Here is a 25917-nt window from a genome sequence, read left to right as displayed (position 1 = left end):
ATGAAAAGAATTGTACCGGGTATTGCGCTGGCCTCCTGCTGGCTTTTTTTACTCCTCAGCGGTTCTTTTTCTGCCTTTTGGCTGGTTGTTGTAATTATAGCTTTAATCGGCGCTCATGAATATCTGAAAATGGCGCTGCCGTCGGATACCGGCAATCCCGAATTGCTGATGCTTTCCACCTCCCTCGCGCTTCCCGTCATTCTCAGCGGTTTATGGCACGAAGCCGGACTCTGTGGCGGGCTCTTTTTCTCCGTTTTTTTATCTATTTGTTATATACTGACAAACTATACCAGACTAGCCGATAGTTTTGGGGTCTTAAGCAGGCTCGTGTTCGGTGCCGTCTATGTCGGATTTTTTGCGGCTCATCTGGTTCTTTTGTGGCTGGTGCCTGAAGGCAATTACTGGCTCATCATACTGGTGGCCATAACTGCGGGCTCTGATTCGGGAGCATATTACAGCGGCAGGACTTGGGGCAGACATAAGCTCTGCCGAAATGTCAGTCCAAATAAGACGATAGAAGGCGCTATCGGCGGAGTGATAAGCGGTCTTGTCATTGCTGTGATATTTGCCGTTTTTCTCCTTGATAACATTAATTGGGTCGTTCTTGTCCCCATGGCAATTCTGCTGACCGGTGTCGGCATTGCCGGTGATTTGAGCGAATCCATCATCAAGCGGGGAACAGATACAAAAGATTCCGGAAAGATACTCCTTGGTCATGGCGGTATTCTCGACAGGATCGACTCCCTGCTCCTGTCTGCTCCCGTTCTCTACTACCTGTTGATTTTCACCGGATGATGAAGAAAAAAATCTCTCTCCTGGGTTCAACCGGCTCTATTGGTGTCAACGTTCTTAGAATCGTTCGAGAATTCCCCGAGCATTTCGAGATCGTGGGACTTGCCGCAGCACGAAACCTGATGGAGCTGAGTAAGCAAATGACGGAGTTTAGACCAAAATGTGTTTCCGTTATCGATGAACATCATGCCGAGAATTTAAAAAAACTGGTAGCGCCGCATTTTCACGACATAATAGTTTATGGAAACTCCGGCAACGAGCAGGTCGGCGCCCTTGCAGAAGCGGACTTTACTGTGTCAGCAATCGTCGGTGCAGCCGGATTGCTGCCTACTCTTGCCGCCATTGAGGCAGGCAAGGATATCGGCCTTGCCAACAAGGAAACGCTGGTGATGGCCGGCAAGATCGTCATGGATGCCGTTCGTCGTAGAGGCATCCGGCTTTTCCCGATAGACTCCGAGCACAGTGCTATCTTCCAGGCCCTCGAAGGAGGGAGACGGCAGGATGTTGATAAGATAATCCTTACCGCATCCGGAGGACCGTTTAGAGAAAAAACAGTTGCAGAATTGCAGAATGTCACCCCTGCCCAAGCGCTGGAGCACCCCAACTGGTCCATGGGGAGAAAAATATCAATCGATTCTTCAACCCTTATGAATAAAGGGCTTGAGGTTATCGAAGCGCGCTGGCTTTTTGATATAAGCGGCGAGGATATCGAGGTAGTGGTTCACCCGCAGTCGATTGTTCATTCGCTGGTTGAGTTTCAGGACGGTTCAGTCCTTGCTCAACTAGGAATCCCCGACATGCGTATTCCCATAGCCTATGCCTTGTCCTATCCGCAAAGGCTGCCTCTGCGCCTTAACCGGCTTGGGCTCACTCAGTGCGGCAATCTCGCCTTTGAAGAGCCGGATTACCGACGTTTTCCCGCTTTGCGCCTGTCCTTTGATGCTCTGCAGCAGGGCGGCGTCCTTCCCGCGGTTCTCAATGCCGCCAATGAAGAAGCTGTTGAGGCATTTCTTGATAATCGTCTGTCTTTTCAGCAAATAGCTGAAACAGTCGCGCAGACTATGGAGACAGTGAGAAGCGGCGACGAAAACAGTCTGGACGATATATTGGAGGCGGACAGAGAGGCACGGAGTGTGGCGCGGCGTCTTATAGAACGACTGCAGTAAGCCGTAGTCGCATTTCTTCTTTTAATGATTAATTTCATATAAACTTACAAGATCCATTCAAATTTATCCTTAACGTTGCCCTGCTGATGAATACACTTTTTTCTTTTATTTTGGTTTTGGGACTGCTCATCTTTGTTCATGAGTTAGGCCATTTTCTTGTCGCTAAACTTTTCGGCGTCAGAGTACTCAAGTTCTCACTTGGATTCGGGCCAAAGCTCTTTGGGCGAGTTGTGGGAGAGACGGAATACATCGTTTCCGCCCTGCCGCTAGGGGGGTACGTCAAGATGTTTGGTGAAAACCCCGATGAGCAGGATGTGCCGGAAGCCGATAAAAAGGTATCGTTCGCCCATAAAAGTGTGCTGCAGAGGTTTTTAATCATACTGGCCGGACCCGTGTTTAATCTGATATTTCCCATTTTTCTCTTTTTTTTCCTGTTCAGCGTTGTTGGAGTTCCACAACCGGTAGAAACCACTCGGGTCGGTATGGTGACCGAAGATTCACCGGCATATCATGCGGGAATCCAGGAGGGTGATGTTTTGCTGGAAATTAACGGCCAGCCTACCAAGCTTTGGGTTGACGTCCTTCACAAGGTCAAGGAAAGCGGTGGTAATGAGATAAATGTTCTGCTACAGAGAGAAAACAGGACCCTTGAGGTGTTGGTGAAGCCTGAACTTGATGATGCCAAAAATATGTTTGGCGAAGTGACCGAAGAGCGCTATATGATCGGCATTGTCAAGGACAATGAGGTCGAATACTCCTCTGTCGGAGGGTTGCAGGCCTTTAAGGATGCGCTCTCGCAAACATGGCTTTTCATCTATCTCACCGGCATGGGTTTTGCCAAAATAGTGCAGCAGGTCATTCCTGCTAGCGAACTGGGTGGTCCGATCCTCATTGCCCAGCTCGCCGGGGAGCAAATGCGGGAGGGGTGGGTTAATTTAACCTATTTCATTGGTTTGTTGAGCGTCAATCTGGGAATTCTCAACCTCTTGCCGATACCCGTTCTTGATGGCGGCCATCTGGCTTTTCTGACAGTGGAAGCCATTCGGCGAAAGCCTATGAACGAGCGGGCTCAGATCATCGCGCAGCAGATTGGCATAGCTCTGCTCGCCACCCTGATGGTTTTTGTGTTCTACAATGATATCCTGAGGCTGTTTCAGTGATGTCTCCGCAGTATCCGCTCATCCTTTCCCTGGAAACGGCAACACGATGCAGCAGTGTAGCCTTGACCAGAGGAACGCTTATGGACGGCGAGGTCCTGGCCTGTCTGTCGTTCAGCTCCAGTATAACCCATTCCAGAAGACTGATTGGCATCGTTGATACTCTTTTTCACGAGACGGAAACCGGCTGGTCGGATATTGAAGGGGTAGCGGTGGGTTTGGGGCCCGGCAGCTTTACCGGGTTGCGGATTGGAATGGCCACCGCCAAGGGCTTTGCAGCGGCGGCTCAAAAGAAACTTCTGGGTGTATCAACCTTGGATGCGCTGGCGTCAATGTGCCTTACCGGCGGTACTGTCTGTGCGGTTCTCGATGCTCGAAAAAAACAGGTCTATACAGCTTTTTATGATAGCGGTGATGATGGTTCACTTCTTAGAAGGGATAAAATTCAAGTACTTTCTCCGCAACAGCTGGTCGGGAAAATCGATGAACCCGTCGTTATGGTTGGTGATGGCGTCTTGACCTATGGAGATTTCTGGAAAGAGCAGCTAGGCGATCGTGTGAAATTTGCACCGTATCAGCTGCATGCTCCATCGGCTGCAGCAGTTGGCCTATTGTGCGGCAGATTACTATGTGAAAACAAGTACCTTGACCTGGCCACGGCGGCTCCTGTCTATGTTCGGGCATCCGATGCCGAACTTAGTCTGGCCGACAAAAAGCAAAGCAAGGATTTCAGAGGATGATCGTTCGCAGAAAAACCAGACAGATTACAGTAGGTGATGTCAAGGTGGGCGGAGATGCTCCTATAAGCGTCCAATCCATGGCCAGCACCGATACGCGGGACATTGAGGCTACTGTTGCTCAGATTGCCGGATTGGAACGAGCCGGTTGTGAGCTTATTCGTGTAGCTGTTCCCGACATGGAGGCAGCCCTGTCTTTGCGCTCTATTCGCGAACGCATTTCCATTCCGCTGATTGCCGATATCCATTTTGACTCCCGCCTGGCGGTGGCCTCAATGGAAAATGGTGCTCAGGCAATACGCATCAATCCCGGCAATCTCGGAGGAGAAAGCAAACTTGCCCGTGTTGTCGATGCTGCCAAGATGCACGGCCTGCCCATCAGGGTTGGCGTGAACAGCGGTTCCATTGAAAAAGATCTTCTCGGCACGTATGGCTATCCTACCCCGGAGAATCCAAGATCGCTTATTGAAAGTGCTCTGCGGAATATACAATTACTGGAGAAGCAGGGCTTCCACGAAATAAAAATTTCGATCAAGTCCTCAGATACACTGACAACAATTCACGGCTACAGAGAACTGGCTGCACGGACGGACTATCCTCTACATATAGGGGTGACGGAGGCAGGTGGGCTGATCGGCGGTTGTGTCAAGTCCAGTGTCGCTCTCGGAATTTTGCTCTTCGAGGGCATCGGCGATACCTTCAGGATATCGCTGACACGACCACCGTTGGAAGAGGTTCGTGTTGGCTATGAACTCTTGCGCTCCCTGCAGATCCGCCAACGCGGGCCCGAGTTGATCTCGTGCCCCACCTGCGGCAGGACGCCTATCGATATATTCTCTCTGGCGGAAAAGGTTGAAGAATATGTGCAGACCATGAAAGCCCCCTTGAAGGTCGCAGTAATGGGATGTGCCGTCAATGGCCCCGGAGAGGCCAGGGAGGCCGATATCGGAGTCGCTGGCGGTAAAGGCGTCGGCATTATATTCAAGAAAGGAAAGCTCTACAAAAAGGTCGCCGAAGCCGATCTGTTGGAGGTTTTCATGACTGAGCTGAAAAAGATGGAAGATCAGTACGGACGGGAGAAGCAATGAAGCAGCCCGTTTACGGAGCGTGTCCGATTCCTGTTGACTCAATCTTGAGATAGTTTAAAAATGATCGTGGAACTCAGGACCTAACTGCTTCATAACTATTAACAATAATCTGGCTAACGATAATGCGATATTCACAATCATTACTTCCCACTCTTAAGGAAAACCCTGCAGAAGCCGAGGTTGTCAGCCACAGACTGATGTTGCGCGCCGGGTTTATGCGAAAACTTACCTCGGGCATCTATACTTACTTGCCCTATGGTCTTGCCGCGATACGCAAGGTTGAAGAAATCGTCAGAGAAGAGATGAACAGGGCAGGAGCACAGGAACTGTTGATGCCGATGGTGCAGCCTGCCGATCTCTGGCAGGAGTCCGGTAGGTATGAAAAATATGGACCGGAGTTGCTGCGCTTTAAAGACCGCCACGAACGGGAGTCCTGTCTGGGCCCGACCCATGAAGAAGTGATTACCGATATCATCCGCCGCGATGTGCATTCCTACAGGGATCTGCCCCTCAATCTCTACCAGATTCAGACAAAATTCCGTGATGAGGTTCGTCCGCGCTTCGGCTTGATGCGGGGCAGAGAGTTTATCATGAAGGATGCCTATTCTTTCGATATGAATGATCAGATGGCCGAGATTTCATATAGAAAGATGCACGACGCCTACAACCGAATATTCAAGCGCTGTGGCTTGGATTTTCGTGCCGTGGAAGCCGATTCCGGAGCTATCGGCGGCAGTTTCTCTCATGAATTCATGGTCCTTGCCGAAACCGGCGAAGATACTATTGTAATATGTGAAAAATGTGAGTATGCCGCGAATATGGAAAAAGCTCGGGTTGCCGCACCCCAGCTGGATAACTCCATTGAACTGTCGGCCATGGAAAAAGTGGAAACACCCGGAAAGCGCAAGGTTGAGGCGGTCTGCAAGTTCATGGATATCGTCCCGGAGCAACTGGTCAAGACCATGGTTTATCTGGCAGATGGAGAGCCTGTTGGAGTCCTGCTGCGCGGTGATCATGAAGTGGAAGAGGTAAAACTCAAAAACCTGCTCAAGGCCACGGATATCGTTATGGCTGAAGACAAGGAAGTCTTCGATGCCACAGGTGTTTCCAGTGGATATCTCGGCCCTGTAGGCGGCTCGATCCGGTTGGTTGCCGATCAGCAGGTGGAGGCCATGCGAAATTTCGTCACCGGCGCCAATGAAAAGAATTTTCATTTGAAAAACGTCAATATGCACCGCGATTTCGAAGTTGAATCCATAGCTGATTTGCGCCAGGTAACAACTGAAGACCTCTGTCCTTTATGTAGCGGAAAACTTGAGCTTACCGAAGGTATTGAAGTAGGCCATATTTTCAAGCTGGGGGATTCGTATTCGGTGGCTTTGGGTGCTGTTTTTCAAGACAATGAAGGCCAGGAAAAGCCTTTTGTGATGGGGTGTTATGGTATCGGAGTGAGCAGGGTAGTTGCCGCAGCCATTGAACAGAATCATGATGCAAACGGTATTATTTTCCCTGTGCCTCTGGCCCCCTATAAAGCGATTATTCTCAACCTGGATCTCAAGGATAACGAGATTACAGCAGCTTCGGAAAAGATTTATCAGGATCTCCTGGATCAGGGGATTGAAACACTCCTTGATGATCGCGACGAAAGGCCCGGAGCGAAATTTAAGGACGCCGATCTTCTCGGCATTCCCTATAGAGTTACCGTCGGCAAAAGTTACGCCCAGAAAGGCGTGATTGAGATACGGCGGCGCTGCGATGGTGTCACTGAGGAAATAGTGGTTGCAGACGTGGTGCCCTATATTGTTAAAGGAGTCGCTGAGGCAACTCTCTGAGAAATATAGGTAGGTGGTATGTTACAGATTCCAACGATAAATACACGCGGTCTTAAAGTCCTTGCCGGTAATCACCTTCAGGGGGTTGATCTTTCCCCTATTGACCGGGCCTGGGACATTGTGGAGGAGGTTCACCAGGGAGAAAAACATTTTTCCGGCGAGCCCTACATCCTCCATTCCCTTGAGGTTGCCTCTACTCTGGCCTCCATGAAGCTTGATCTGGATACTATTCTTTCAGGGCTTCTCCATGGTGTATTGAAACATGGTGTCACCACCGATGAACTGCGTGAAAAGTTTGGTGCATCGGTTGCCCAGATAGTCGATGGTTCGACAAAAATTACCGACATGCAGTACAACAGTAAACTTGCCCACCAGGCGGAAAACGTGCGTAAGATGCTGCTGGCCATTGCTTCCGATGTCAGGGTATTGCTGGTTAAACTGGCCGACCGTCTTCAGGATATGTGCGTGCTCGAAGCTGTTGACCGGGAAAAGCAGCGTGAGGTTGCCGGCGAAACCATGGATCTCTACGCTCCCCTTGCCGGCAGGCTGGGTATAGACTGGATGAAAAGGGAGCTGGAGGATCTGGCCTTCAAGTTTCTGCATACTGACGAGTTTGCAGAATTGAGCCGCAAACTGGAGAGCTCGCTTGAAGAGAGGCAAATCTATGTCGACGAGGTAATCGGCATCTTAAATGAAAAACTCCATGCCAGCGGCATTAAACCGACCAGGATAATAGGACGACCGAAACATCTCTACTCTATCTATAAAAAATTGATCGTTCAGAATATACCTCTTGAACATGTCTACGACAAGGTTGCCTTCCGCATTATTGTCAACTCCCTGAATGAATGCTATGAGGCCCTCGGAACCATCCACGCCAACTGGGCCCCGGTGCCGGGAAGAATTAAAGATTTCATATCCGTACCTAAATCAAACAACTATCAGTCCATGCACACCACGGTTATAGGACCGCGGGGGCATTTCATCGAGATACAAATACGTACCGAGCAGATGGACTTGATTGCCCAGGAAGGTGTGGCGGCACACTGGGCCTATAAGGAAGGACAGAAAGCAGAGCAGCACGACATGAAGCTTTTCAGGGAATTGAAAAAGCTGGTGGTCGCTCTGCAGGAAGTCGAAGACCCCAAAGAGTTTCTCGACAGCGTCAGGGGTGAGCTGTATGATCCCGATGTGTACGCTCTGACCCCGAACGGTGAAGTGAAGGAGTTCCCCAAGGAGAGCTGTCCTATCGATTTCGCCTATGCCATTCATTCCGAGGTCGGTGACCACTGCACCGGAGCAAAGGTGAATGGTCGCCTGGTTCCCCTTAAATATCAACTGCAGAATGGTGATATTGTCGAAATTATAACCTCTCCTTCCCAGACCCCCAGGCGGGGCTGGCTCAATCTGGTAAAAACCAGCAGGGCCAGGTCCCGCATACGCTCCTGGCTGAGGCGGGAAGAGAAGGAGAAGGCATTAAAATTGGGGCGGGAAATCTGTGAACGCGAGCTGAAAAAGAATAACACCACTTTAAAAAAGATGGTGAAGAGCGGCCATATCAGGCTTCTGCTCAAGCAACTTCACTGCAACTCTCTTGATGATATGCTGGTAAAGGTCGGATCCGGGACGATTACTGTCCAGCATCTGGAGAAATTTCTGCTGCCCACTGAAGTGCGGCAGGAAAAAGAGGCGATAGAAAGCTCATTGACACCCGCAGAGAGCGGGGTATATGTCAGCACCCCCCGAAAACCTGCAGAAGGTTCCGATGCCATTATTCAGATTGACGGCATCGATGATATGCTGGTTAAAATCAGCCAGTGCTGTAATCCGGTACCCGGTGATGATATCATCGGCTTTATAACGATGGGGCGAGGAGTCTCGGTACATAAGGCGGACTGTCTCAATCTTAAACAGACCGATCCGCTGCGTTGGATCGATGTTTCCTGGTCGAATACATCCAACCGTCAGCACCGGGTGGAACTCCTGGTCAGTGCCGAAAATAAGCGAGGCATTTTTGCCGAGATCAGTGCAGCCATAAGTTCGGACAATGCCAATATTGTCGAAATATCCGCACACACAACACCAGTGGATACCGCTGACATTCGCATCACAGTCGAGGTAGAAAACCTTGAGCACCTGCAGATCATCAACCAGCATCTGCGTCAGATGACGCACGTCATATCGGTCAGGAGAAAATAGTCCGGAAGAAGATGTCGGTTTAAAGGATCACTTCGCCTTGATTTCATAAGCAGAAATCAGTATCTCTTTTTTGGAAACCGCACGAATAAGGCGGCTTCTACGACAGTTTTAACAAAATAATTCGACGCCCAAAATATTGCTTGGAAAGCAGGTGAGTACGCGGTATGGAAGATGTTTGCGAAATGTGTGGAAACGAGATGGGTATCGACTCATCCATCTGTCCCTTTTGCGGGACCAGACAGTCCGGCGGGAGATTGAAAAGACCCACGAGCTTTCACCGCATAATCAACATAGAATATGGACGGCCTACGGTCGAGCAGGCTCTGGCGAAGCTGGCAAGGGAGCTGGAAAGAGCAAAAAATGACGAGATCAGCGTCATTACCGTTATTCATGGTTATGGAGCCAGCGGCAAGGGCGGCCGAATTCGGGCTGAGTGTCGGAAAATGCTTGATTTTTATAAAGAACACAATACTATACGGAGCTATATTGCAGGTGAGCTTTTCTCAAAAAAGACCGGAGCAACAAGAGCGTTACTGCGACGATTGCCGTTGCTCTCGCAAAATGATAATCTCAATAGAAAAAATAAAGGCGTTTCCATTATAGAAATGTGATCTGCCGCATCTCTACTGTGGCCGTTTTTCAAGAGTAAGGCACTAATGCCGCGGTCTTCACGTCACACCCATAATCTCAGAACCTTCCAAAAATATAAATGCCATTAACTGTTAGGAGTATATAAGTGGGAAATGTTTTAAGAAGAGGCCGTCTTGTATGAATGGTTTGGATGTTTATCATAAAAGACACGATAGACTTGATCAGATTGGAATTATGACTAAAAAGGAGAATAATGTGAAGAAATTAGCAGGGGTGATATTGGCCTGTATTTTTGTTTTACCGTCAACAGTGTGGGCTGAGGAGGCAAAAAAAGAAGCTATTGCTCTGGAAAGTTTCCAGGAAAAACTCGGCTACAGCATGGGGCTTGATGTCGGTAATTATTTTAAAGGAATTGGAGAAGAAATTAGTTTTGAAGCTCTTCTCCAGGGACTCGAGGATGCCTTTCAGGGAAACGAGCCTCGATTAGGTGCTGATGAAATAGCTGCTGTCCAGAAACAGTTCGGAGAGGAAATGCAGGCCAAGCAAGAGGAACAACTTGCTGCAATAAAAGAAGAAAACATTAAAGAAGGCACTGAATTCCTTGAAGAACATAAAGAAAAAGAGGGAGTAGTCACAACAGAGAGCGGACTTCAGTACAAAGTGCTGGAGGAAGGCGATGGCCCCAAGCCCAAGGCTACCGATCAGGTTAAAGTCGACTATGTCGGAACATTGATAGACGGAACGGAATTTGACAGTTCAGTCAAGCGTGGCGAGCCCGCCGTTTTCGGGGCGGATCAGGTTATTGCCGGTTGGAGTGAAGCATTACAGTTGATGAATGTAGGCTCAAAATACAGACTGGTCATTCCGCCTGAGCTTGCCTATGGAGAGAGAGGCGCACCTCCTGTTATCGAACCGAATTCCGTACTGATATTTGAGGTGGAGTTGCTCGAGATTGTTGAGTAACTGAAAACCCTTCATTGCTTTATTTCTGTATTATCTGAAGTAAACAAGCCGTTCCTGTCGGAACGGCTTGTTGTTTTACGGCCTGCCGCAGGCTCAAAGAGGCATCGGCATTCTTCAGCGCCGGAGGAGCCTGTCGTCTAGAAGGTGTGGCGTTGCTACTCAGAGCATAAAAGGTGTTTTGCTCTCATGGGACCTGATGTTCTTGTCTACGGAATCGAATATCTCCAACATTCTGTCCTTCATGGTCGCTGTATTTCCTGATTGCTCTTTTTTCTCAAGCTCGCGGAGTTCAAGGACTGCGGTGTTGACTGCTGCATTGAGTCGATCAATCATGGTACCCGACTGTTCTTTTGTCGCGAATTTTCCCTTAAGCATCCGTTCGTCAAGTTTTTCAATTTCGGTTCGCCATTCCCTTATCTTATCCTCGATAAGGTCATGATAGGGAGATGAATGCATGGTTTTTCTCCTACTTAAAGTTCCTTTGTCTAATCGTTGTACGATTAAAAGAATCTTACCGACGGCTAGTCGCTTTAAAAACGCCGGGTAGAAATTTGAGATAATCCGATTATCTCGGACGATTCCACTTTTGCAGGAAATCAGATCAGCAGGATGTTCCCTATACAAAGCTTCGACTGCTTGAGGTAGTTCAGCCATGACGGAAAGAAATATCGCCTGCCGTCATGGCCGTAATGCTATGACTTACTTCTAGCAGAGCAAAGGTTGTATGCTGTTTTCCTTCGAAGGAATAGAGCCGGCTTAAAATATCAATCACGAATGGCGACTAAAGATATCAGCCGCCGAAGTCATAATCGAATTTGGCCTTTGCTGCTTCTTGGTAGCGGCTTTTTATTTCCTCAAATTTCCCTTTTATTTCTTCATGCTCGGGCTGCCATTCCGTAGGGCATGAAGTGCGCAGACCGTCGATGCGATCTTCCAGTTCGGTCAGTAGAATGTGGAGGCCGTTTATTTCTTCATACATCTTCTCTTTTTCACCGGTCGGTGCAGTATCCATTTTCCTGATGATATCATATAGTTTTGATTTCCAGTTTGTCAGTTCCATTTCGACATTGCGGCAATAATCTTTCAATTCCATGATATTCTCCTTTTTTAGACTTGAATACCTGATTTATTGACGGCTTGGGCCATGCGTGGTCCTGCATAGCCATCTGCCGCCACGCCGTAAAGGCGAAAAGAAAGCTGATACAGATCATCGAATCTTCGATCGGTATCTTATTTCCCTGCGGCTCGGCTCTCTTTATCATTGAAAAGCAAGAAATATGCCATGAGGTGAATGGCTTTACACGGAAAGATTATGACTTTCTCCGACACATGGTCTTGGCTACAAACTATTTCTGGACGAATTGTAGAGTGGTGCTATCAGGAGCAGATTCGGAGGAGAGCCAGTCGCATTCATAACCTCATTGACAGTACACATACTTCACCTTATCATAAAACTAATATATCCTGATATTTCCTGGAATTTCATAGCAGCTTCGGTCAATCTGTTAAGAGCAAAAGAGGCATCGACCGCAGGAAGTTTTTCTCTTGAACCTGAAAATGCAAAGGTCTTCTGTATGGAAAACCAAAAGGCAGGAACTGCTGCAACAATCGCTATCATCTCTGCTGTAATCAGCTTTATTCTCATTTTTTCCGGAAGTCCCATATGGGGGCTCCTCACGGCTTGTCTAACTATTGTATTGGGAATAATCGGAGTGATCATTTCCGCCTCTCCGAAAATCGGAGGCGGACTGATCAGTATTCTAGCAATTCTCCTTGGTGTGTTCGGGCTGGGACTTTCTGTTTTAGGTATAATCGGAGTAATTATTTTCTGATAATTCGGCAGGTCGATTGAATCGATACCGACCCACAGCAGTGCCCGCAACTCTAGCGTAAGGATCAGTGATGCCGAAGAGCATCAATAAGATCACTTTTGCTCATTTTTGAACGACCCTCTATGCCGACTTCTTTGGCTTTTTCATATAACTCCGATTTGCTCCATTGTTCATATTTTCCTGCACTTCCGCCTTTTTTACCTGTCTGTTTTTTGGGACTGTTGGCAATTCTGGCGGCTTTTTCCTTGCTCGTTCCCTGATCACGCAGGGCCTGGTATTGTTTCTCGTCCTTTATTTTACTGGTAGGCATAGGTAGTCTCCGGTCAAAAGGTTCAGCCATTGATGATACGGCCCCCGTTAGGGTGAAGGACCTGTCCGGTCATATAGGATGCGCCCTCAGTTGCTAGAAAAAGATAACATGGAGCTATCTCCACCGGCTCGCCGGGGCGACCCAGCAGGGTATTTTTACCAAATCTTTCCACTTTGCTTTCATCAAAACTTGCCGGGATCAATGGGGTCCAGACTGGGCCTGGGGCTACCCCGTTGACCCGGATGTTTTTTTCGGCAAGACTGATGGCAAGAGAGCGGGTCAGCGTGGTAATCGCACCTTTGGTACAGGCATATGGTATCAGGGTAGGATGACCCTGATAGGCGGTGACCGAGGTTGTATTTATGATGATGCTCCCTTCTCCAAGTGCGGGAAGTGCAGACTGGATCATATAGAACATGGAAAAGATATTGGTCTGAAAGGTACGCTGGAGATCTTCCGGCGTGACATCGGCTATGCTCTGATAGGCATGCTGTTCCCCGGCATTGTTGACCAAAATATCAAGGGTGCCGAAAGTATCGAGGGTTTTTTCAACAACTACCTGAGAAAAAGATGGATCGCCGAGATCTCCGGAGATGGAAATGCACCGGCGCCCGGTCTTCTCGACACGCTCCTGAGTGTCACGAGCATCCTCGTGCTCATCATAATAGACAATGGCAACGTCGGCGCCTTCCTTGGCGAAAAGTATGCTGACAGCCCGGCCGATACCGCTGTCTCCACCGGTGATGATAGCCACCTTATCCAGCAGTTTGCCGCTGGGACGATAATCGTCATCTTCCGTTTTGGGCAGGGGAGTCATTTTAGAGCGCTCGCCCGGTTGTTTGTCCTGATGCTGAGAGGGCTGCTGTCTGTCTTTGTCGATGCTCATGATATCATTCTCCCTGATTAGAAATTTCTCTCAATTTTAATTTACTGCGCCTAACCCTTGCGGGAAGAGGGCGAGCGGTTTCCTTCAGAGCTATTCAGTCGTCGGTAAGCCACACAGCTGCAGCATTTCAACCACCTCTTCCGGTTCCAGATCACGCCAGCGCTTATAGGCATCGGCTACCGCAAACGCACCGTAGTCCTGAACATTTGCGCAGAAAATTTCTTCAACTCTGCCTCCAATGCGAAAGATGGAGGAGATAGGTGCCGTGGGAACAGCCACTACGATTCTTTTAGCACCATGGTCTACAGCCATGTCTATGGCTGCCAGCATAGTGAATCCGGAGGCAATGCCGTCATCAGTCAGGATAACCACCTTTTCTTTAAGGTCCGGAGGAGGTCTGTTGTTTCGGAAGCGGACGTTTCTGCGTTGCAGCTCCCCTCGTACCTTTTCCATCTGCATATTGACTTGGGCCTCACTTAAATGCAGGCTGTCAAGGAGTTCCCGGTTTATAAAGGCCTTACCATTCATAGTCATGGCGCCGAATCCCGCCTCGGTATTGCCGGGAATCTGAATTTTTCGGGTAATTACCAGATCCATAGGCAGATCGAGCTTACCGGACATTTCCAATCCCACCGGTACACCTCCAGAGGGGATGGCAAGAATCATGGTTTCGGATCGATGAGCATACTTGCTCAACATTGCGGCGAGATAGCGGCCAGCATCCTTCCTTCCTGTAAACACGTGATGTTTGTTTCTCAATCGGGGAGCATCAGTCAAAGTACCCGGCATTTGCTTACCTCCCGGTTTAGTGAGCCTGGCAAGAGGGACAAAAATAGGCGCTGCGGCCTGCAACTTTGATCTTCTCGATAGCACCCTGGCAGGAAGGGCATTTCATGTCCCTTCCGCGGTGGTGAGTCAACAATGAATCCGGCATGTTCTGTGGTTCAATGCCCGTTTCGATAACCTGAGCAAAAATTCTTTGCATTGTTTTGAAGACCAGGCCGAGTTGTTCGTCATCCAGGTCGGCAACTTTTGTATTTGGGTGCAGCCTTTCCTGAAACATAATCTCATCGGAATAGACATTGCCGATACCTGAAATAATCTTCTGATTCATGAGTGTCGATTTGAGTGTTCCTCTACGTCCACTCAGGGCTTTCAGAAAATTCTTGTCTGAAAAATCCGGATTCATGACGTCAGGTCCTAGTTTCCGACTCTCAATAAACCGGGTCGCATCATCGATCAACTGAATCTCCCCGAGTTTACGTTGGGAATCATAAGCCAGGACGTAGTCATTCTCGAACTCAATGGCAACACGCACATGATTCGGAGCTTGAGTTCCAGTTTTGTAATATTTAACAAAGCCGGTCATGCCGAAGTGCAGGACCAGGTATTTGGAGTTATCCAATGCCAGCAGACAGTATTTGCCATGTCGTTCTGCTTGTTCGAAGCTGCGTCCTTTGAGCCCTCCAGCTAAAACCGAGGGCCCGGTATTTTTGAGAACCGCAGTGTCGAATACCTTGACATCGCGGATCGTTTTGTGGAGAGCTGTGGATTGAATATATTTCCGAAATGCTTCAACATCAGGTAATTCCGGCATGGTGATACCTCATGGTCTAATGAGATAGTTAAGACCAAGCCAGGCGAACGGCCTGTTCCTGTCGTTTTAATGTAGGTACACCATGGCGCCTTGACAAGTTCTATCCTGATCGGTTCGACGCCACTGCATTTGCTTTTCATGAACTGCCTTGACGGTTGCGGCAGTATTACCTCAATTGATGAGAGTGATGAGATTGTGGTTGGGAAGGACGGCGAAAAGAAAGGGATACTGATGTTATTGCCCTAAAAAATCCTTCTCTTTCCGTTGCCTCGTAATCATATCCTGTCCATAACATACCTCTGCAGGTCCAGGGCGTTATGGATGGCATGACCTTCTAGATCGTTATTGAAATAAGCGAAAACATCCCGCTCTGCCTTTATGTGAATAGCCAGACGATCGGCTACCGCGCTGAGCTTCTGATGGGAATAATTTCCTCCGTAATTTCTTCCGTGAAATCGATAATAGACCCAATCAGCAGTGGTTCTTTCAGGATGATCATAAATCATGTCATGTATACAGAGAGCGGCTCGGTGATTTTCGAGTATTTTAAATATGCTATCATCCAACCAGGTAGGATCGCGGAATTCCACAGTGAAGCGCGGGCCGAAAGGCACTCTTCTTAAAAATTCCTGCAGACGTTCCGGGTTCGCTTTCCAGTGTGGCGGAAGTTGTATTAAAATCGGACCCAGTTTTTTCTGGAGAATGGAGGCCATGGCCATAAATTTATCCAGAGCCTTTTCCGGATCCTTGAGCTTTTTCATATGGGTGCAGTAACGACTGAACTTGAGCGCATAGCAGAAGTCCTCCGGCGCCCTGTCTCGCCAGTTTTCGAAAGTCTCTGCTTTGGGAAGGTTGTAAAAAGTATTATTTATTTCAACAGTTTTGAAGTGTTTGTGGTAATGCCTGAACCAGTTTTTTTTAGGGAGATCTTCCGGGTAGAAAATCCCCTTCCAATGACTGTACTGGTATCCCGATGTGCCGATCCAAACTTGAGCTGTTAGCTTGGTCATTTTTTTACCTTCTTCAGCCAACCTGAGTTGCATAAGAACCTTGAGAAAGATTACTTTTTTGCAAAAAAACAGGAATATGGGGAAGTTTTAAGGGCAAGGGAGAACTTTTCGAGATCATGAATAAACAACTCTCTCACTCTGGGAAAGCGCATTGCCGCTGTCGGGTGATAAGTAACCAGCCATTTGCGGTTATCGTAGTCCAGGAATTTGCCGCGGACATCCCTTAGATCAGCGCTATCCCGGAAAATCTGGAGATAGGCTATTTTGCCGAGCACCAGTACGATAGGTGGATCGAGCAAGGCAATTTGGTCGTCGAGCCAGGCGACCCGGCAGGTTTCAAGTTCTTCTCTGCTTGGATCACGATTTTTGGGCGGCCGGCACTTTACGGCTGAAGTGATATACAGCATATCTCTGCTCAACCCGCATGAGGCCAGTGCAGTGTCGAAATAGCGGCCGGTCCGGCCTGTAAATGGATGTCCACTCTCATCCTCCGCCTTACCCGGCGCTTCACCAACCAGCAGACCAGCAGCCTTGGCGGGACCTTCTCCAAATACCACATGAGTGCGGCTCCGGTGCAGCGGGCATCGTCGGCACTTTTGCGCCTTTGCGGCCAGACGAAAGAGGCTCTCTTCAACTCTATCCATGGTAAATTTCTATCTCAGCTATCTTTTTTCCGTTGTGGCGGATCAAGGCTATAAGTCGATTCCGATTATGACAACAATTGCAATACGTATGCCATTGCCGGCAGAGTAAGTCAATGGCCGGATGATGTGGCATGGTTATTGTATTTAATTTTTGTAGGACGGAGTTGGTTCGGAATCATTGATCCAGACTCCATAGAAAACAGCAAGGATGCTTGCTCATCGATAATTTTCAGCGCAAAAGGAGACGACTCATGGCCTCAGTAGCAAAAATGATCGAGATAAGCGCCGATTCTGAAAAAAACTTTGAAGATGCATTGTCGGTGGGAATCCAGCAGGCCTGCGAAACTTTGAGGAATGTGCGCAGTGTCTGGATAAAGGACCAGGAGGTGATAATTTCCGACTCAGGTCCCAAGGTCTACCGTCTGCATCTCAAGGTCACCTTCGCCTTGGAAAAATAACAGATACTACCTTACCGGTTGGATTCACTTCTCTGAGTTTCACACCTGAAGCAAATACTATGTGAGAAACTCATTTCCGGAGGCGAACGCTTAACAAGGTAGAGTTCCGGACTGATGCCAGATGAGGAGGAACCGAAGGTGCGAGCCAGGAGGATGTACAATTTTAATCCGACGAGACGAGATTATTGTCCTGCAAAGCAAGACACCGGGGATGGAATATTAAACTGAAGGTTTTCGATCCTCTGAAAAGCGGGATTTTACATTATGCCGTAAGAGGTGCTTTTTATGGAAAGAGAACAACAGCAGAATATTGAAAAACGGCTCAAGGATTTGCATCAAGAGCTTATTGAAAAACGGCAAAAACTAGAAGAAGCCAGGATCAATCTAGGTCTCAAGGAGGTCGAATTCGAAGAGAACGCAACCAATGCCCAGATGGCCGATGGATTGGATCGGTTGGATGATCAGGTAGAAAATGAAATCGCGGCCATCAATCATGCACTCGATCGCCTTCGCCTGGGAGAATATGAAATATGTGAATCCTGTGGCCGTACCATTTCTGCGAAAAGATTGGAAGCACTTCCCTGGACGGCGTCGTGTATACGGTGCGCAAAGGGTGAGGAAGGTGAGGTTGGGGAGGAGGATTTGAATGAAGAAGAGGCAATTTTGGGAGCTGAAGAACAGGTGGAGTTGCCGGAGGACCTACAGGGACTAAATGATGAGCAGCTGGAGGCTGCAGTGATAGATGCCATTCTCCGGGATGGACAGGTTCCCCTTGATGATCTGTCGGTCACCTGCAGCAAGGGCTTTCTTCGGGTCGAAGGCGCTTTGCCGGACAAGCGGCAGCATAGCCACCTTCAGGAGATCATCTACGACGTTCTTGGATTCAGAGATGTAGAGGAAATAATCAGGATAGATCGAACGGCCTGGGCGAGAAAGGATCGCACTCCGGGGATCAACAATGAAGAAGAGGAAGAACCGGATAGTGCCGAAGGTGTTGGGACCGAAACCATTGAGGCGGTAAAGGAAGGCAAGACAATCAGCCCGGCCGATGAAATTATCCCGGAAAAAGGCGGCCGCAAGTGACGCCTAAATCAGGTGCTGAGCATGAGCTGACAAAACAGACAATTGCCGGCCCCGCAACAGAACGGAAAAAAGTATGGATATGATAGACATCAGTGAATTTAAATCTCTTCTGCAGGAGCAAAAATGGCCTGCGGTATCCCTTTATATGCCTGTCAGTCGGATCGGAGACCAACAGGATTCCATTCGTTATAAAAATTTTATCACTCAGATCGAGACCCGGCTGATAGATGGAGGAATGCGGAGCGCTGAAGCACGCAGTTTCCTCGATCCGGAATATAAGCTCGTACAGAATCAGGGATACTGGAAGCATATCGGCAGGGAAGGATTGGCGGTCTTCCGTGCAGGAGATGTGGCATTGCGTTATCATCTGCCCATATCTTTTCAGGAGCTGATACAGGTGGGACATCGTTTCCATGTCAAGCCTCTTGTTCCTTTTCTGGAAAATCAACCCTATCTTGTAGTCACTTTAAACAAGAACGGTATTCACCTTTATCAGGGGGATAGATTTGAAATCAGAGAAATAGAACTGCCGCCGGATACTCCACGGAACATGGGGGAGGTTCTGCGTTATGACGATCCCGAAAGTCAACTGACCTACCATACTCAAAGCGGCTCTTATGGAGAAGGAAGTCGGCCGATGTATCATGGACAGGGAGTTGGCATCGACGAAGAAAAGGTAAACCTGGAGCGGTATTTCCAGGCCGTTGATCGTGGACTTTTTCCTCTGCTCGATCAGAAAAACTGCCCCATCATCCTTGCCGGAATTGATGAACTGGCTGCCATCTACAGGCATACCACCAAGAGCAATGCTGTTCTCAAGGAAGTTGTCGGCAAGAATCCCGATGATCTTTCTATAGAGGAACTTCACCAGAAAACCTGGAAGATTGTGGCAAATTACTATGCTAGGGGAGAAGACAATGCCCTAACTGAGTTGGGCAATAATCTGGGTACCGGTAGGGTTAGCGACGACCTGCAAAATGTCCTTATCGCCGCCAGTGAGGGACGTGTCGATACACTGTTTGTGGTCCAAAATGAACAGGTCTGGGGGACGTTTGACCATGATGAGAGGAAAATGGTTCAGACAAATGAGATGAACAGCGGCTCGGTTGACCTGCTCGATGAGGCTGTATTCTGGACGATGCTGAAGAGAGGAAGGATATATTTCAAGGAGCGAAAGGACATGCCGCAGGACTCGGCAGTTTGTGCTCTTCTACGGTACTAGTTGGAGCGGCTCAGACAGTTGCCGCTGTTCTGATCGAAGATGTGCAGCTTGTCAATATCCGCTTTAAGACGCAGGGAATCTCCTCTCGATAGGCGGCGTGAAGGGTCCACCCTGACGATGCCCTGTATTTCTTTTTCCGGACTGATACGCCTGTCCAGCTCCTCGGGAAGGGATACCGACGTGCCTTCTCTGTTCTCCAGTGTAAAATGAACAAAGGCGTCGGCGCCGAGCCATTCGATCATGGAAACGGTGGCTGACATCTGCGGTTCTTTTTCTTTGTCATCAACTATTTGAAGATGTTCTGGCCGCAGACCTGCGATTATATTTCTGTCCGATTCCGCTCCCTGAACTGACGTTAGATCCATGTCTCTGTCCAATACCGGCAGGTGCAGTTTACCCCGGCTCAGACGACCCGGAATGAAATTCATGGCGGGTGATCCAATGAACCCGGCAACAAAAATGTTGGCCGGATCATTGTAGAGCTCGCGCGGAGTCCCTACCTGCTGCAGATAACCTCTACGCAAAATTGCCAGCCGGTGCCCCAGAGTAATGGCCTCGGTCTGGTCATGAGTAACATAGATCATGGTGGTTCCAAGCTGTTCCTGAAGACGGGCAATTTCGCCGCGCATCTGGCCTCTTAGCTTGGCATCGAGATTGGATAAAGGTTCATCAAGCAGAAAGGCTGCAGGTTCGCGAACGATTGCCCGGCCCATGGCCACCCGTTGCCGCTGCCCACCGGAAAGACTGCGCGGCATGCGATCAAGTAACTCGCCAAGCTCCAGAGCCTCGGCTGCTTTTCTTACCCTGCGCCCTATTTCCTGCTGTTGCATCCCCGCAAGTTTTAGGGGAAAAGCGAGATTATCGCGCACACTCATGTGAGGATAAATGGCATAACTCTGGAAAACCATGGCCATATTTCTTTGACGCGGGGCGAGATGGTTAATTGATTTCCCGTCAACCCGTACCTCTCCGGAGCTAACGCTGTCGAGCCCGACGATCATGTTGAGCAGGGTTGACTTGCCGCAGCCCGACGGGCCTAGCAGTATGAAGAATTCACCGTTGCCGACGGTCAGGGAAACATCTTTGACGGCCTCCGTGCCGTCGGGAAATATCTTGCTGATGTTGTCGAGCTGAATTTCAGACATTTTTTACCATATACGAAAATATGAAAGGGCCTGATCTGCTGCTCATCCCTTGACAGCCCCGGCGGTCAGCCCCGCGACAATCCGCCGCTGGAAAATCAGCACCATAATAATCAGTGGAATGGTCACTACCACCGCAGCGGCGGCAATTGAACCGGTGGGCTGCTCAAAACGTGAACTTCCTGTAAAGAATGCTATGGCCGCAGGAACGGTTCTTGCCTGGTTAGTGGAAGTGAGCGAGATAGCAAAAAGAAAATCGTTCCAGGCAAAGATAAAAACAAGAATGGCGGCACTGAAAATACCCGGTGCGGCCAGCGGCACAATCACCATACGGAAGGCCTGAAAAGCCGTGGCGCCGTCCACCTGGGCCGCCCTGTCCAGATCCCAGGGAATTTCACGGAAGAAGGCGGCAAGCGTCCAGATTGCCAGAGGGAGGGTCAGGGTGATATAGGGCAGGATAAGGCCCGGCCAGGTATCGTAAAGACCGACCAGGCGCCACATGTTGAACAGAGGCCCGACGATAGACACCGGAGGAAACATCGCAACGGACAGGGTGAAAGCGAGAAACAGCCCGCGCCCGCTGAACTTCAGCCTTACTATGGCATAAGCGGCAAACATGGCGATTACAATTGACAGCAAGGTGGAGAGAAAGGCGATGCCAAGCGAGTTCCACAGTGCTGCAGGAAACTGCGCATCAGTAAAGATGGCCTGATAATGTTCAAAGGTAATGCGCCGTGGCCAGAAGCGGTTGTCGTTGAGATCTGCTGGATATTTCAGGGAAAGCGATACAATCCAGACAATCGGGATCAGGGCGTAGACAACCGCCAGCATACTGCCGGCGATCCAGTACAGACGCTCGAGACGGTTTTGGCCTCGGCTCATGGCTCCTCCCCGCCGGTCAGTGACCGGGCGATGCCGAACCCACGTAAATACACGGCGGCAACCAGGAGTACACAGATGAATATCAGTATCGAAACCGTGGAGCCAAGTCCCATATTGAGCCTCGAAATCATGGCATGGTAGCCGATGATGGATACCGATTCGGTGTTGTGCGCTCCTCTTGTTTGCACGAATACCGTATCAAAGATACGGAAGGCATCCAGGGTGCGGAAGAGCAGGGCCACTGCGATAGTGGGCTTCATGATCGGCAGAATTATCAAAGTGAAGCGCTGCCAGGCAGTGGCGCCATCGACGCGTGCGGCCCGTAGCAGGTCTTCCGGTACCAGGGTCAGCCCGGCGAGGAGCAACAGCGACATGAAAGGAGTCGTCTTCCAGATTTCCGTGAGGACGATGACGAAGAAGGCGCTCCATCGTCCACCGAGCCAGGACAGCTCCAGGCCCGAAAGGTTATTGACGAAACCGGTTGTGGGAATGAAGGCAAATTTCCAGATCAGCGCCGCCACTACGGTAATGATGCCGTAGGGAACCAGAATGGAAGCCCTGACCAGTCTGCGGCCGATGGTTGCCCTATGCATCACCAGAGCGAAGATCATACCGAGAACCAGCTCGATACTGACTGAGCTGACGGTAATCATCATGGTATTGAGTAAGGCTTCCCACCAGACTGATGAACTGAGAACAGAAAGGTAATTATCGAAGCCTGTGAAGGCACGACGCTCGGGAAAACGGAGGTCATAGCGGAACAGGCTAAGCCAGCAGGCATAGATAATTGGGTAGGCTGTTACCACTGTCATGGTGAGCAGGGCCGGAGTACAAAGAAGCCAGCCGAGTTTCTGGTCGGTGAGCCCGGCTGGTTTCACAGCAGTCCCTCCGAATGCAGAGCACGCCTGATCTTCTCGCGCAGGCGGCTGACATCCTGCTCGGGATTAATGGAACGCATAGGATGAAGAGTATGGCTGATGGCCAGGGAAATGTCATTGTAGAGCGGAGTCTGTGGGCGCAGTACGCCACTTTTCAGGGATTCCAGAAGGGTATCGGCAAAGGGAAAGGTCTCGCGGACCTCACTGTCCTGATAGAGGGCGACGATGGTGGGGGGAAGACCGCCTATTTGGGCCGCCAGCCGCTGATTTTCCTCCGATGCCAGGCAGGAGGCCGCAGTAAAGGCCATTTCTGGATGGGGGCTTGATGCGGCTATGCCGAGATTAAGACCACCGATGGTAACCCTGCTCGGATGTTCCTTGGAGACGGCGGGCCAGCGGGCCCAGCCTACATGCTCTGCTATATCGGGAGCATTCTGCCAGGCGCTGGGCCAAACGAAGGTATAGTTGACCATGAAGGTGGATTCTCCCGCTTCAAAAGCGAGACGGGATTGATCCTCGCGGCTGGTGGCAAGGGAAGAAGGTGCCGACGGAGAGAGAGCGAGGCGCTGCATCACTTGCAGAGCCTGACGGGTGGGGTCTTCGTCTAGCTCTACCTGATCTTCCCTGTCATCCAGAATTGAGCCTCCGGCCGAGGCCAGCAAGGAGTTGAAAAAAACTGTCAGACCTTCATATCTTTCTCCTTGGGCCTGTATGGCACCGATTTCGCCTAGAGATTCGGCCAGTTCTATCATTTCTTCCCAGGTCTCAGGCGGTGTTTCTACTCGATCGGTCCGATACCAGAGCAGCTGAGTATTGGTAGTAAACGGTGCAGTATGGAGGCGCCCTTCATAAGTGGCGCTTTCTACGGCACTGCTCAGCCTCCCCTGAATAACCGTATCCGCCAGATCTTCCGGCCAGGGCAGAATCCAGCCGGCCGCGGCAAATTCAGCCGTCCAGATCACATCCATGCCGATAATGTCAATGTCAGGATCCCGGGCGGCCAGCCTTCTTACCAGCTGTTCACGCTGCTGATCGGCGTCGGCCGGCAGAGGGACCATGTCAATGGAATACTGCCCTCCGGATTCGCGGGAACAGGTATTTGCCGCCTGGACAAAAGCCCCTGAAGGTTCATCGAAAGTATACCATTTCAACACCGGCCCTGTGAAAGATGGTTCCTCACTGCAGCCGCCGATAGAGAACAGCACAACAACAATGATTCCAAGGAACCGACAGTATGGAAGCAAACCACTCATGCATCGGGAAAAAACCCGAATATTTTTAAGGAAAGTATGAGATCTGATCATCTTCAGGCATGAAAGCATTGATTGTTATGATCAACTCTGAAAGAAAAAGGATAGCAAAACTTGGATAGGCAGCAGGGAAAACGTGTTACGGGTTATAGTTGACTGGATGAAAAATCGTGATATACGCTGCGAAAGTGCGAAAGTTTTGCGGCAGATTTCTGACTATACATAGATTGCCTCGAGTGGCGGGGAAATTACATCTCCACCTCGCCCTCCTTTAATTGTGCAGCAAAAATATTATGATGTAAAGGCGGGACGTATCTTTTTATAATTGGTGCAAAGGAAAAATAAGGTAAAATCAACAACACGGATGGAAGCAACAAAAATGAAGAAACCTTCTGATTTAAGAATTAGTATTTGATCTGAGATGATGTCTAAAAAAAAACAGATAAGCAAAGCTAGCGGGAGTTGCTGCCAGGTGTCAAACCATAATGTCCAGAAATGTTGAAGAGGAGGTGTAGCTTGAAAATCTTCGGTATGCCGTTCAAGGGGAAACTCCGGCGCCTTTTCGGAATTGGACTTGTTTTGGCGGCTCTGCTTGCCGGTGCTGCCGTCGAGTTTTTTCTTAAACCCAATAAAGAGGTAAGTATTGGCGAACTTGCCAAAAAACGTGTTGCCTCCTACGAATGGCACAATAGTGCTCATCAGATCCTCCTGGTCGATGATCCTGTGGAAGCCTTTATGCTGCGGCGGCAGATGATCCGAGAGGCCAAGCAATCAATCGATCTCTGCACCTTTCTCTGGCGCGATGATGAGGCAGGACTGACGTTGGTGCAGGATCTGATAGCTGCAGCTGAGAGGGGAGTTCGCGTGCGGCTGTTGGGAGACGGTATCTTTTTTATGCGCAATCCCAGCAGGGTAGCGGCCATAGCCCAGGCCAGCAAGAGACTTGAAGTTCGGTTATATAACCCCATTAATCAGCAAGTTGCCAGCATTGATGTGGGAATTCTGGAGAACCTGATGCTGGATTTTTCCAGCGTCAACCAGCGCCTGCACTTGAAAATTTTCACCGTCGATGGCCGGCGGACCCTTATCGGCGGACGCAACGTCGGCAATGAATATTTCGGAGTGAACAATAAATTGAATTTCATTGATCGAGATATCCTCATAAAAGGGCCGGCTGTAGCTGATGCCGTTGATGCTTTTGAATTATTCTGGAAGGACTCTCGTTCGAAGACTGCAATGAAACTGGATGATGTCGCCGCAAGTGTACCGGATACGGAGTGGCTGCAACAGGCGCCGCAGGAAGCAATGGCAGAGGTCGATGAGGCAACCGGCCGGTGGCGCTCGGTCAACAGAATATCCATCTGGTATGATCGTCCAGGACTTATCGGTGATCAGCCTGATTACAATCCTCAGCTGCTGGCTGATCGTCTGGCAGCGCTTGTAGGCTCTGCAGACCACTCAGTGATTATCGAGACGCCGTATCTGGTGCTGAGTGATCGTTCTCACGCGCTCTTTAGAAATCTGCGCTCCGAAAAACCGGATCTGCCCATCAGGGTCCTCACCAACAGCCTGGCTTCGACCGACGCCTGGCAGACTTATGTGGCCTTTCAGCCTCAGTTGCGCATCATGCTGGGAGACCTTCGCCTTCTTCTTCACCTGAAAAAGCCAGATACTCTGGTTGAACGATCGGGCAACCGGGATACTACGAGCAGTCTGCATTCCAAAACCAGCATAATCGATAGCCGGTTTACGGCAATAGGTTCATTCAACTGGGACCCTCGCTCGGGAGTATGGAACGCCGAGGTCATGGTGGTCATTGATGATGAATCTCTGGCTACCGATCTCAGCGAATATCTGCAGCCGCTGTGGTCTCCCGAGGGGGCCTGGGTGGTAGCTGAGCTTGAGCAGCCGATCGGGCTGGAGCAGATCGATGCCATCGGTTCGACCGTTCATACTACCATTTCAGAAATAATCGGCATCAATCTGTGGCCATTGACCAATACCGCCTGCTTTGAATGGAAAGGAGGGAAAATGGTATCTCCTTATGATCCGGAATTCCATAAGTATTACCGTCCTGTCGGCTCGTACCCCCAGGTCTCATTCATTGATCAGAAGCGCATTCTGACAAATCTGCTGCAGCCGATAAGCAGACCTTTTACCCCTACTCTATGACTATATAGGCCTTTTTCGTTTGGAGT

General features: G+C 49.6%; 26 protein-coding genes. 13 read left to right on the top strand and 13 right to left on the bottom strand.

Going from position 1 to position 25917, the window contains the following annotated elements; genetic code table 11:
- From JWG88_RS14175 to bamJ, 9 genes are all read left to right on the top strand, one after another.
- Positions 1-795: a phosphatidate cytidylyltransferase gene (locus JWG88_RS14175; protein ID WP_205234442.1), complete on the top strand. Its 795-nt coding sequence runs from the start codon at positions 1-3 to the stop codon at positions 793-795.
- Positions 795-1958 (top strand): 1-deoxy-D-xylulose-5-phosphate reductoisomerase, encoded by a 1164-nt coding sequence (locus tag JWG88_RS14170; RefSeq protein WP_205234552.1) that lies wholly within the window; start codon positions 795-797, stop codon positions 1956-1958. The genes JWG88_RS14175 and JWG88_RS14170 overlap by 1 nt, the downstream gene beginning before the upstream one ends.
- An 86-nt stretch (positions 1959-2044) precedes the next feature.
- Positions 2045-3118 (top strand): RIP metalloprotease RseP, encoded by a 1074-nt coding sequence (rseP, locus tag JWG88_RS14165; RefSeq protein ID WP_205234441.1) that lies wholly within the window; start codon positions 2045-2047, stop codon positions 3116-3118.
- Positions 3118-3855: a tRNA (adenosine(37)-N6)-threonylcarbamoyltransferase complex dimerization subunit type 1 TsaB gene (tsaB, locus tag JWG88_RS14160; RefSeq protein ID WP_205234551.1), complete on the top strand. Its 738-nt coding sequence runs from the start codon at positions 3118-3120 to the stop codon at positions 3853-3855. Before rseP ends, tsaB begins: the two co-directional genes overlap by 1 nt.
- The gene (gene ispG / locus JWG88_RS14155; protein ID WP_205234440.1) at positions 3852-4940 is read left to right on the top strand and encodes a flavodoxin-dependent (E)-4-hydroxy-3-methylbut-2-enyl-diphosphate synthase; all 1089 of its coding nucleotides are present in this window, start codon (positions 3852-3854) and stop codon (positions 4938-4940) included. Before tsaB ends, ispG begins: the two co-directional genes overlap by 4 nt.
- A 122-nt stretch (positions 4941-5062) precedes the next feature.
- On the top strand, positions 5063-6772 hold the full coding sequence (locus tag JWG88_RS14150) for a proline--tRNA ligase (protein WP_205234439.1): 1710 nt from the start codon (positions 5063-5065) through the stop codon (positions 6770-6772).
- Between the two features lie 18 nt (positions 6773-6790).
- A complete protein-coding gene (locus tag JWG88_RS14145; protein WP_205234438.1) occupies positions 6791-8971 on the top strand; it encodes a RelA/SpoT family protein in 2181 nt (726 codons plus the stop codon).
- A 164-nt stretch (positions 8972-9135) separates the two neighbouring features.
- Positions 9136-9582 carry a Smr/MutS family protein gene (locus tag JWG88_RS14140; RefSeq protein ID WP_205234437.1) on the top strand — a complete coding sequence of 149 codons (447 nt, stop codon included), beginning with the start codon at positions 9136-9138 and terminating at the stop codon, positions 9580-9582.
- Positions 9583-9817: 235 nt separating this feature from the next.
- Positions 9818-10525, top strand: a complete 708-nt coding sequence (bamJ, locus tag JWG88_RS14135; protein WP_337833130.1) for a BamJ family beta-barrel-assembly machinery protein — start codon at positions 9818-9820, stop codon at positions 10523-10525.
- A gap of 159 nt (positions 10526-10684) precedes the next feature.
- Here the strand turns inward: bamJ and JWG88_RS14130 are convergent, their stop codons facing one another.
- From JWG88_RS14130 to JWG88_RS14090, 9 genes are all read right to left on the bottom strand, one after another.
- Positions 10685-10981, bottom strand: a complete 297-nt coding sequence (locus JWG88_RS14130) for a hypothetical protein (protein ID WP_205234435.1) — start codon at positions 10979-10981, stop codon at positions 10685-10687.
- 334 nt (positions 10982-11315) lie between these two features.
- Positions 11316-11618, bottom strand: coding sequence for a hypothetical protein (locus JWG88_RS14125; protein ID WP_205234434.1), 303 nt, complete (start codon positions 11616-11618; stop codon positions 11316-11318).
- Positions 11619-11963: 345 nt separating this feature from the next.
- Complete coding sequence (locus JWG88_RS14120; protein WP_205234433.1) at positions 11964-12245, bottom strand: hypothetical protein; 282 nt, start codon at positions 12243-12245, stop codon at positions 11964-11966.
- A 176-nt stretch (positions 12246-12421) separates the two neighbouring features.
- Complete coding sequence (locus JWG88_RS14115; RefSeq protein ID WP_205234432.1) at positions 12422-12667, bottom strand: DUF7218 family protein; 246 nt, start codon at positions 12665-12667, stop codon at positions 12422-12424.
- A gap of 22 nt (positions 12668-12689) precedes the next feature.
- The gene (locus JWG88_RS14110) at positions 12690-13553 is read right to left on the bottom strand and encodes an SDR family oxidoreductase (protein ID WP_205234431.1); all 864 of its coding nucleotides are present in this window, start codon (positions 13551-13553) and stop codon (positions 12690-12692) included.
- 90 nt (positions 13554-13643) lie between these two features.
- The gene (locus tag JWG88_RS14105; protein WP_205234430.1) at positions 13644-14342 is read right to left on the bottom strand and encodes a phosphoribosyltransferase; all 699 of its coding nucleotides are present in this window, start codon (positions 14340-14342) and stop codon (positions 13644-13646) included.
- Between the two features lie 16 nt (positions 14343-14358).
- Positions 14359-15150, bottom strand: coding sequence for an Fpg/Nei family DNA glycosylase (locus JWG88_RS14100; RefSeq protein ID WP_205234429.1), 792 nt, complete (start codon positions 15148-15150; stop codon positions 14359-14361).
- A 275-nt stretch (positions 15151-15425) separates the two neighbouring features.
- Complete coding sequence (locus tag JWG88_RS14095; protein ID WP_205234428.1) at positions 15426-16160, bottom strand: DUF72 domain-containing protein; 735 nt, start codon at positions 16158-16160, stop codon at positions 15426-15428.
- Positions 16161-16210: 50 nt separating this feature from the next.
- On the bottom strand, positions 16211-16804 hold the full coding sequence (locus JWG88_RS14090; protein WP_205234427.1) for a uracil-DNA glycosylase: 594 nt from the start codon (positions 16802-16804) through the stop codon (positions 16211-16213).
- A 251-nt stretch (positions 16805-17055) separates the two neighbouring features.
- Here JWG88_RS14090 and JWG88_RS14085 point away from each other — a divergent pair, with 251 nt between their 5' ends.
- The 3 genes from JWG88_RS14085 (at position 17056) to JWG88_RS14075 (ending at position 19567) form a co-directional block, all read left to right on the top strand.
- Positions 17056-17262 (top strand): dodecin family protein, encoded by a 207-nt coding sequence (locus JWG88_RS14085; RefSeq protein WP_205234426.1) that lies wholly within the window; start codon positions 17056-17058, stop codon positions 17260-17262.
- A gap of 285 nt (positions 17263-17547) precedes the next feature.
- Complete coding sequence (locus tag JWG88_RS14080) at positions 17548-18345, top strand: TraR/DksA C4-type zinc finger protein (RefSeq protein WP_205234425.1); 798 nt, start codon at positions 17548-17550, stop codon at positions 18343-18345.
- Positions 18346-18418: 73 nt separating this feature from the next.
- Entirely contained in the window at positions 18419-19567 is a 1149-nt protein-coding gene (locus JWG88_RS14075; protein ID WP_205234424.1) for a baeRF7 domain-containing protein, read from the top strand.
- On the opposite strand, the gene JWG88_RS14070 is transcribed toward JWG88_RS14075, so the two are convergent.
- Genes JWG88_RS14070 through JWG88_RS14055 form a run of 4 tightly spaced genes read right to left on the bottom strand, consistent with a single transcriptional unit; the run spans position 19564 to position 23722 of the window.
- Complete coding sequence (locus JWG88_RS14070) at positions 19564-20712, bottom strand: ABC transporter ATP-binding protein (RefSeq protein ID WP_205234423.1); 1149 nt, start codon at positions 20710-20712, stop codon at positions 19564-19566. The two genes, JWG88_RS14075 and JWG88_RS14070, sit on opposite strands and share 4 nt — an antisense overlap.
- A 42-nt stretch (positions 20713-20754) precedes the next feature.
- Positions 20755-21591, bottom strand: a complete 837-nt coding sequence (locus JWG88_RS14065) for a carbohydrate ABC transporter permease (RefSeq protein ID WP_240194455.1) — start codon at positions 21589-21591, stop codon at positions 20755-20757.
- Complete coding sequence (locus JWG88_RS14060; protein ID WP_337833129.1) at positions 21588-22469, bottom strand: carbohydrate ABC transporter permease; 882 nt, start codon at positions 22467-22469, stop codon at positions 21588-21590. The genes JWG88_RS14065 and JWG88_RS14060 overlap by 4 nt, the downstream gene beginning before the upstream one ends.
- Positions 22466-23722, bottom strand: coding sequence for an ABC transporter substrate-binding protein (locus JWG88_RS14055; RefSeq protein WP_205234422.1), 1257 nt, complete (start codon positions 23720-23722; stop codon positions 22466-22468). The genes JWG88_RS14060 and JWG88_RS14055 overlap by 4 nt, the downstream gene beginning before the upstream one ends.
- A 513-nt stretch (positions 23723-24235) precedes the next feature.
- On the opposite strand from JWG88_RS14055, the gene JWG88_RS14050 reads away from it, so the two are divergent.
- Positions 24236-25891 carry a phospholipase D-like domain-containing protein gene (locus tag JWG88_RS14050; RefSeq protein WP_205234421.1) on the top strand — a complete coding sequence of 552 codons (1656 nt, stop codon included), beginning with the start codon at positions 24236-24238 and terminating at the stop codon, positions 25889-25891.
- Positions 25892-25917 lie beyond the last annotated feature (26 nt).

This window comes from Desulfopila inferna (assembly GCF_016919005.1).
Classification (GTDB): domain Bacteria; phylum Desulfobacterota; class Desulfobulbia; order Desulfobulbales; family Desulfocapsaceae; genus Desulfopila_A; species Desulfopila_A inferna.
The sequence above is the reverse complement of the archived record's forward strand: the minus strand, read 5'-3'. Positions and strand labels throughout refer to the sequence as shown.

Bases quoted from the DNA above. Each gene is read 5' to 3' on its own strand.
- JWG88_RS14175 (WP_205234442.1), top strand. From the start codon at position 1: ATGAAAAGAATTGTACCGGGTATTGCGCTGGCCTCCTGCTGGCTTTTT.
- JWG88_RS14170 (WP_205234552.1), top strand. From the start codon at position 795: ATGAAGAAAAAAATCTCTCTCCTGGGTTCAACCGGCTCTATTGGTGTC.
- rseP (WP_205234441.1), top strand. From the start codon at position 2,045: ATGAATACACTTTTTTCTTTTATTTTGGTTTTGGGACTGCTCATCTTT.
- tsaB (WP_205234551.1), top strand. From the start codon at position 3,118: ATGTCTCCGCAGTATCCGCTCATCCTTTCCCTGGAAACGGCAACACGA.
- ispG (WP_205234440.1), top strand. From the start codon at position 3,852: ATGATCGTTCGCAGAAAAACCAGACAGATTACAGTAGGTGATGTCAAG.
- JWG88_RS14150 (WP_205234439.1), top strand. From the start codon at position 5,063: ATGCGATATTCACAATCATTACTTCCCACTCTTAAGGAAAACCCTGCA.
- JWG88_RS14145 (WP_205234438.1), top strand. From the start codon at position 6,791: ATGTTACAGATTCCAACGATAAATACACGCGGTCTTAAAGTCCTTGCC.
- JWG88_RS14140 (WP_205234437.1), top strand. From the start codon at position 9,136: ATGGAAGATGTTTGCGAAATGTGTGGAAACGAGATGGGTATCGACTCA.
- JWG88_RS14130 (WP_205234435.1), bottom strand. From the start codon at position 10,981: ATGCATTCATCTCCCTATCATGACCTTATCGAGGATAAGATAAGGGAA.
- JWG88_RS14125 (WP_205234434.1), bottom strand. From the start codon at position 11,618: ATGGAATTGAAAGATTATTGCCGCAATGTCGAAATGGAACTGACAAAC.
- JWG88_RS14120 (WP_205234433.1), bottom strand. From the start codon at position 12,245: ATGATCACTCCGATTATTCCCAATACAATAGTTAGACAAGCCGTGAGG.
- JWG88_RS14115 (WP_205234432.1), bottom strand. From the start codon at position 12,667: ATGCCTACCAGTAAAATAAAGGACGAGAAACAATACCAGGCCCTGCGT.
- JWG88_RS14110 (WP_205234431.1), bottom strand. From the start codon at position 13,553: ATGAGCATCGACAAAGACAGACAGCAGCCCTCTCAGCATCAGGACAAA.
- JWG88_RS14105 (WP_205234430.1), bottom strand. From the start codon at position 14,342: ATGCCGGGTACTTTGACTGATGCTCCCCGATTGAGAAACAAACATCAC.
- JWG88_RS14100 (WP_205234429.1), bottom strand. From the start codon at position 15,150: ATGCCGGAATTACCTGATGTTGAAGCATTTCGGAAATATATTCAATCC.
- JWG88_RS14095 (WP_205234428.1), bottom strand. From the start codon at position 16,160: ATGACCAAGCTAACAGCTCAAGTTTGGATCGGCACATCGGGATACCAG.
- JWG88_RS14090 (WP_205234427.1), bottom strand. From the start codon at position 16,804: ATGGATAGAGTTGAAGAGAGCCTCTTTCGTCTGGCCGCAAAGGCGCAA.
- JWG88_RS14085 (WP_205234426.1), top strand. From the start codon at position 17,056: ATGGCCTCAGTAGCAAAAATGATCGAGATAAGCGCCGATTCTGAAAAA.
- JWG88_RS14080 (WP_205234425.1), top strand. From the start codon at position 17,548: ATGGAAAGAGAACAACAGCAGAATATTGAAAAACGGCTCAAGGATTTG.
- JWG88_RS14075 (WP_205234424.1), top strand. From the start codon at position 18,419: ATGGATATGATAGACATCAGTGAATTTAAATCTCTTCTGCAGGAGCAA.
- JWG88_RS14070 (WP_205234423.1), bottom strand. From the start codon at position 20,712: ATGTCTGAAATTCAGCTCGACAACATCAGCAAGATATTTCCCGACGGC.
- JWG88_RS14065 (WP_240194455.1), bottom strand. From the start codon at position 21,591: ATGAGCCGAGGCCAAAACCGTCTCGAGCGTCTGTACTGGATCGCCGGC.
- JWG88_RS14055 (WP_205234422.1), bottom strand. From the start codon at position 23,722: ATGAGTGGTTTGCTTCCATACTGTCGGTTCCTTGGAATCATTGTTGTT.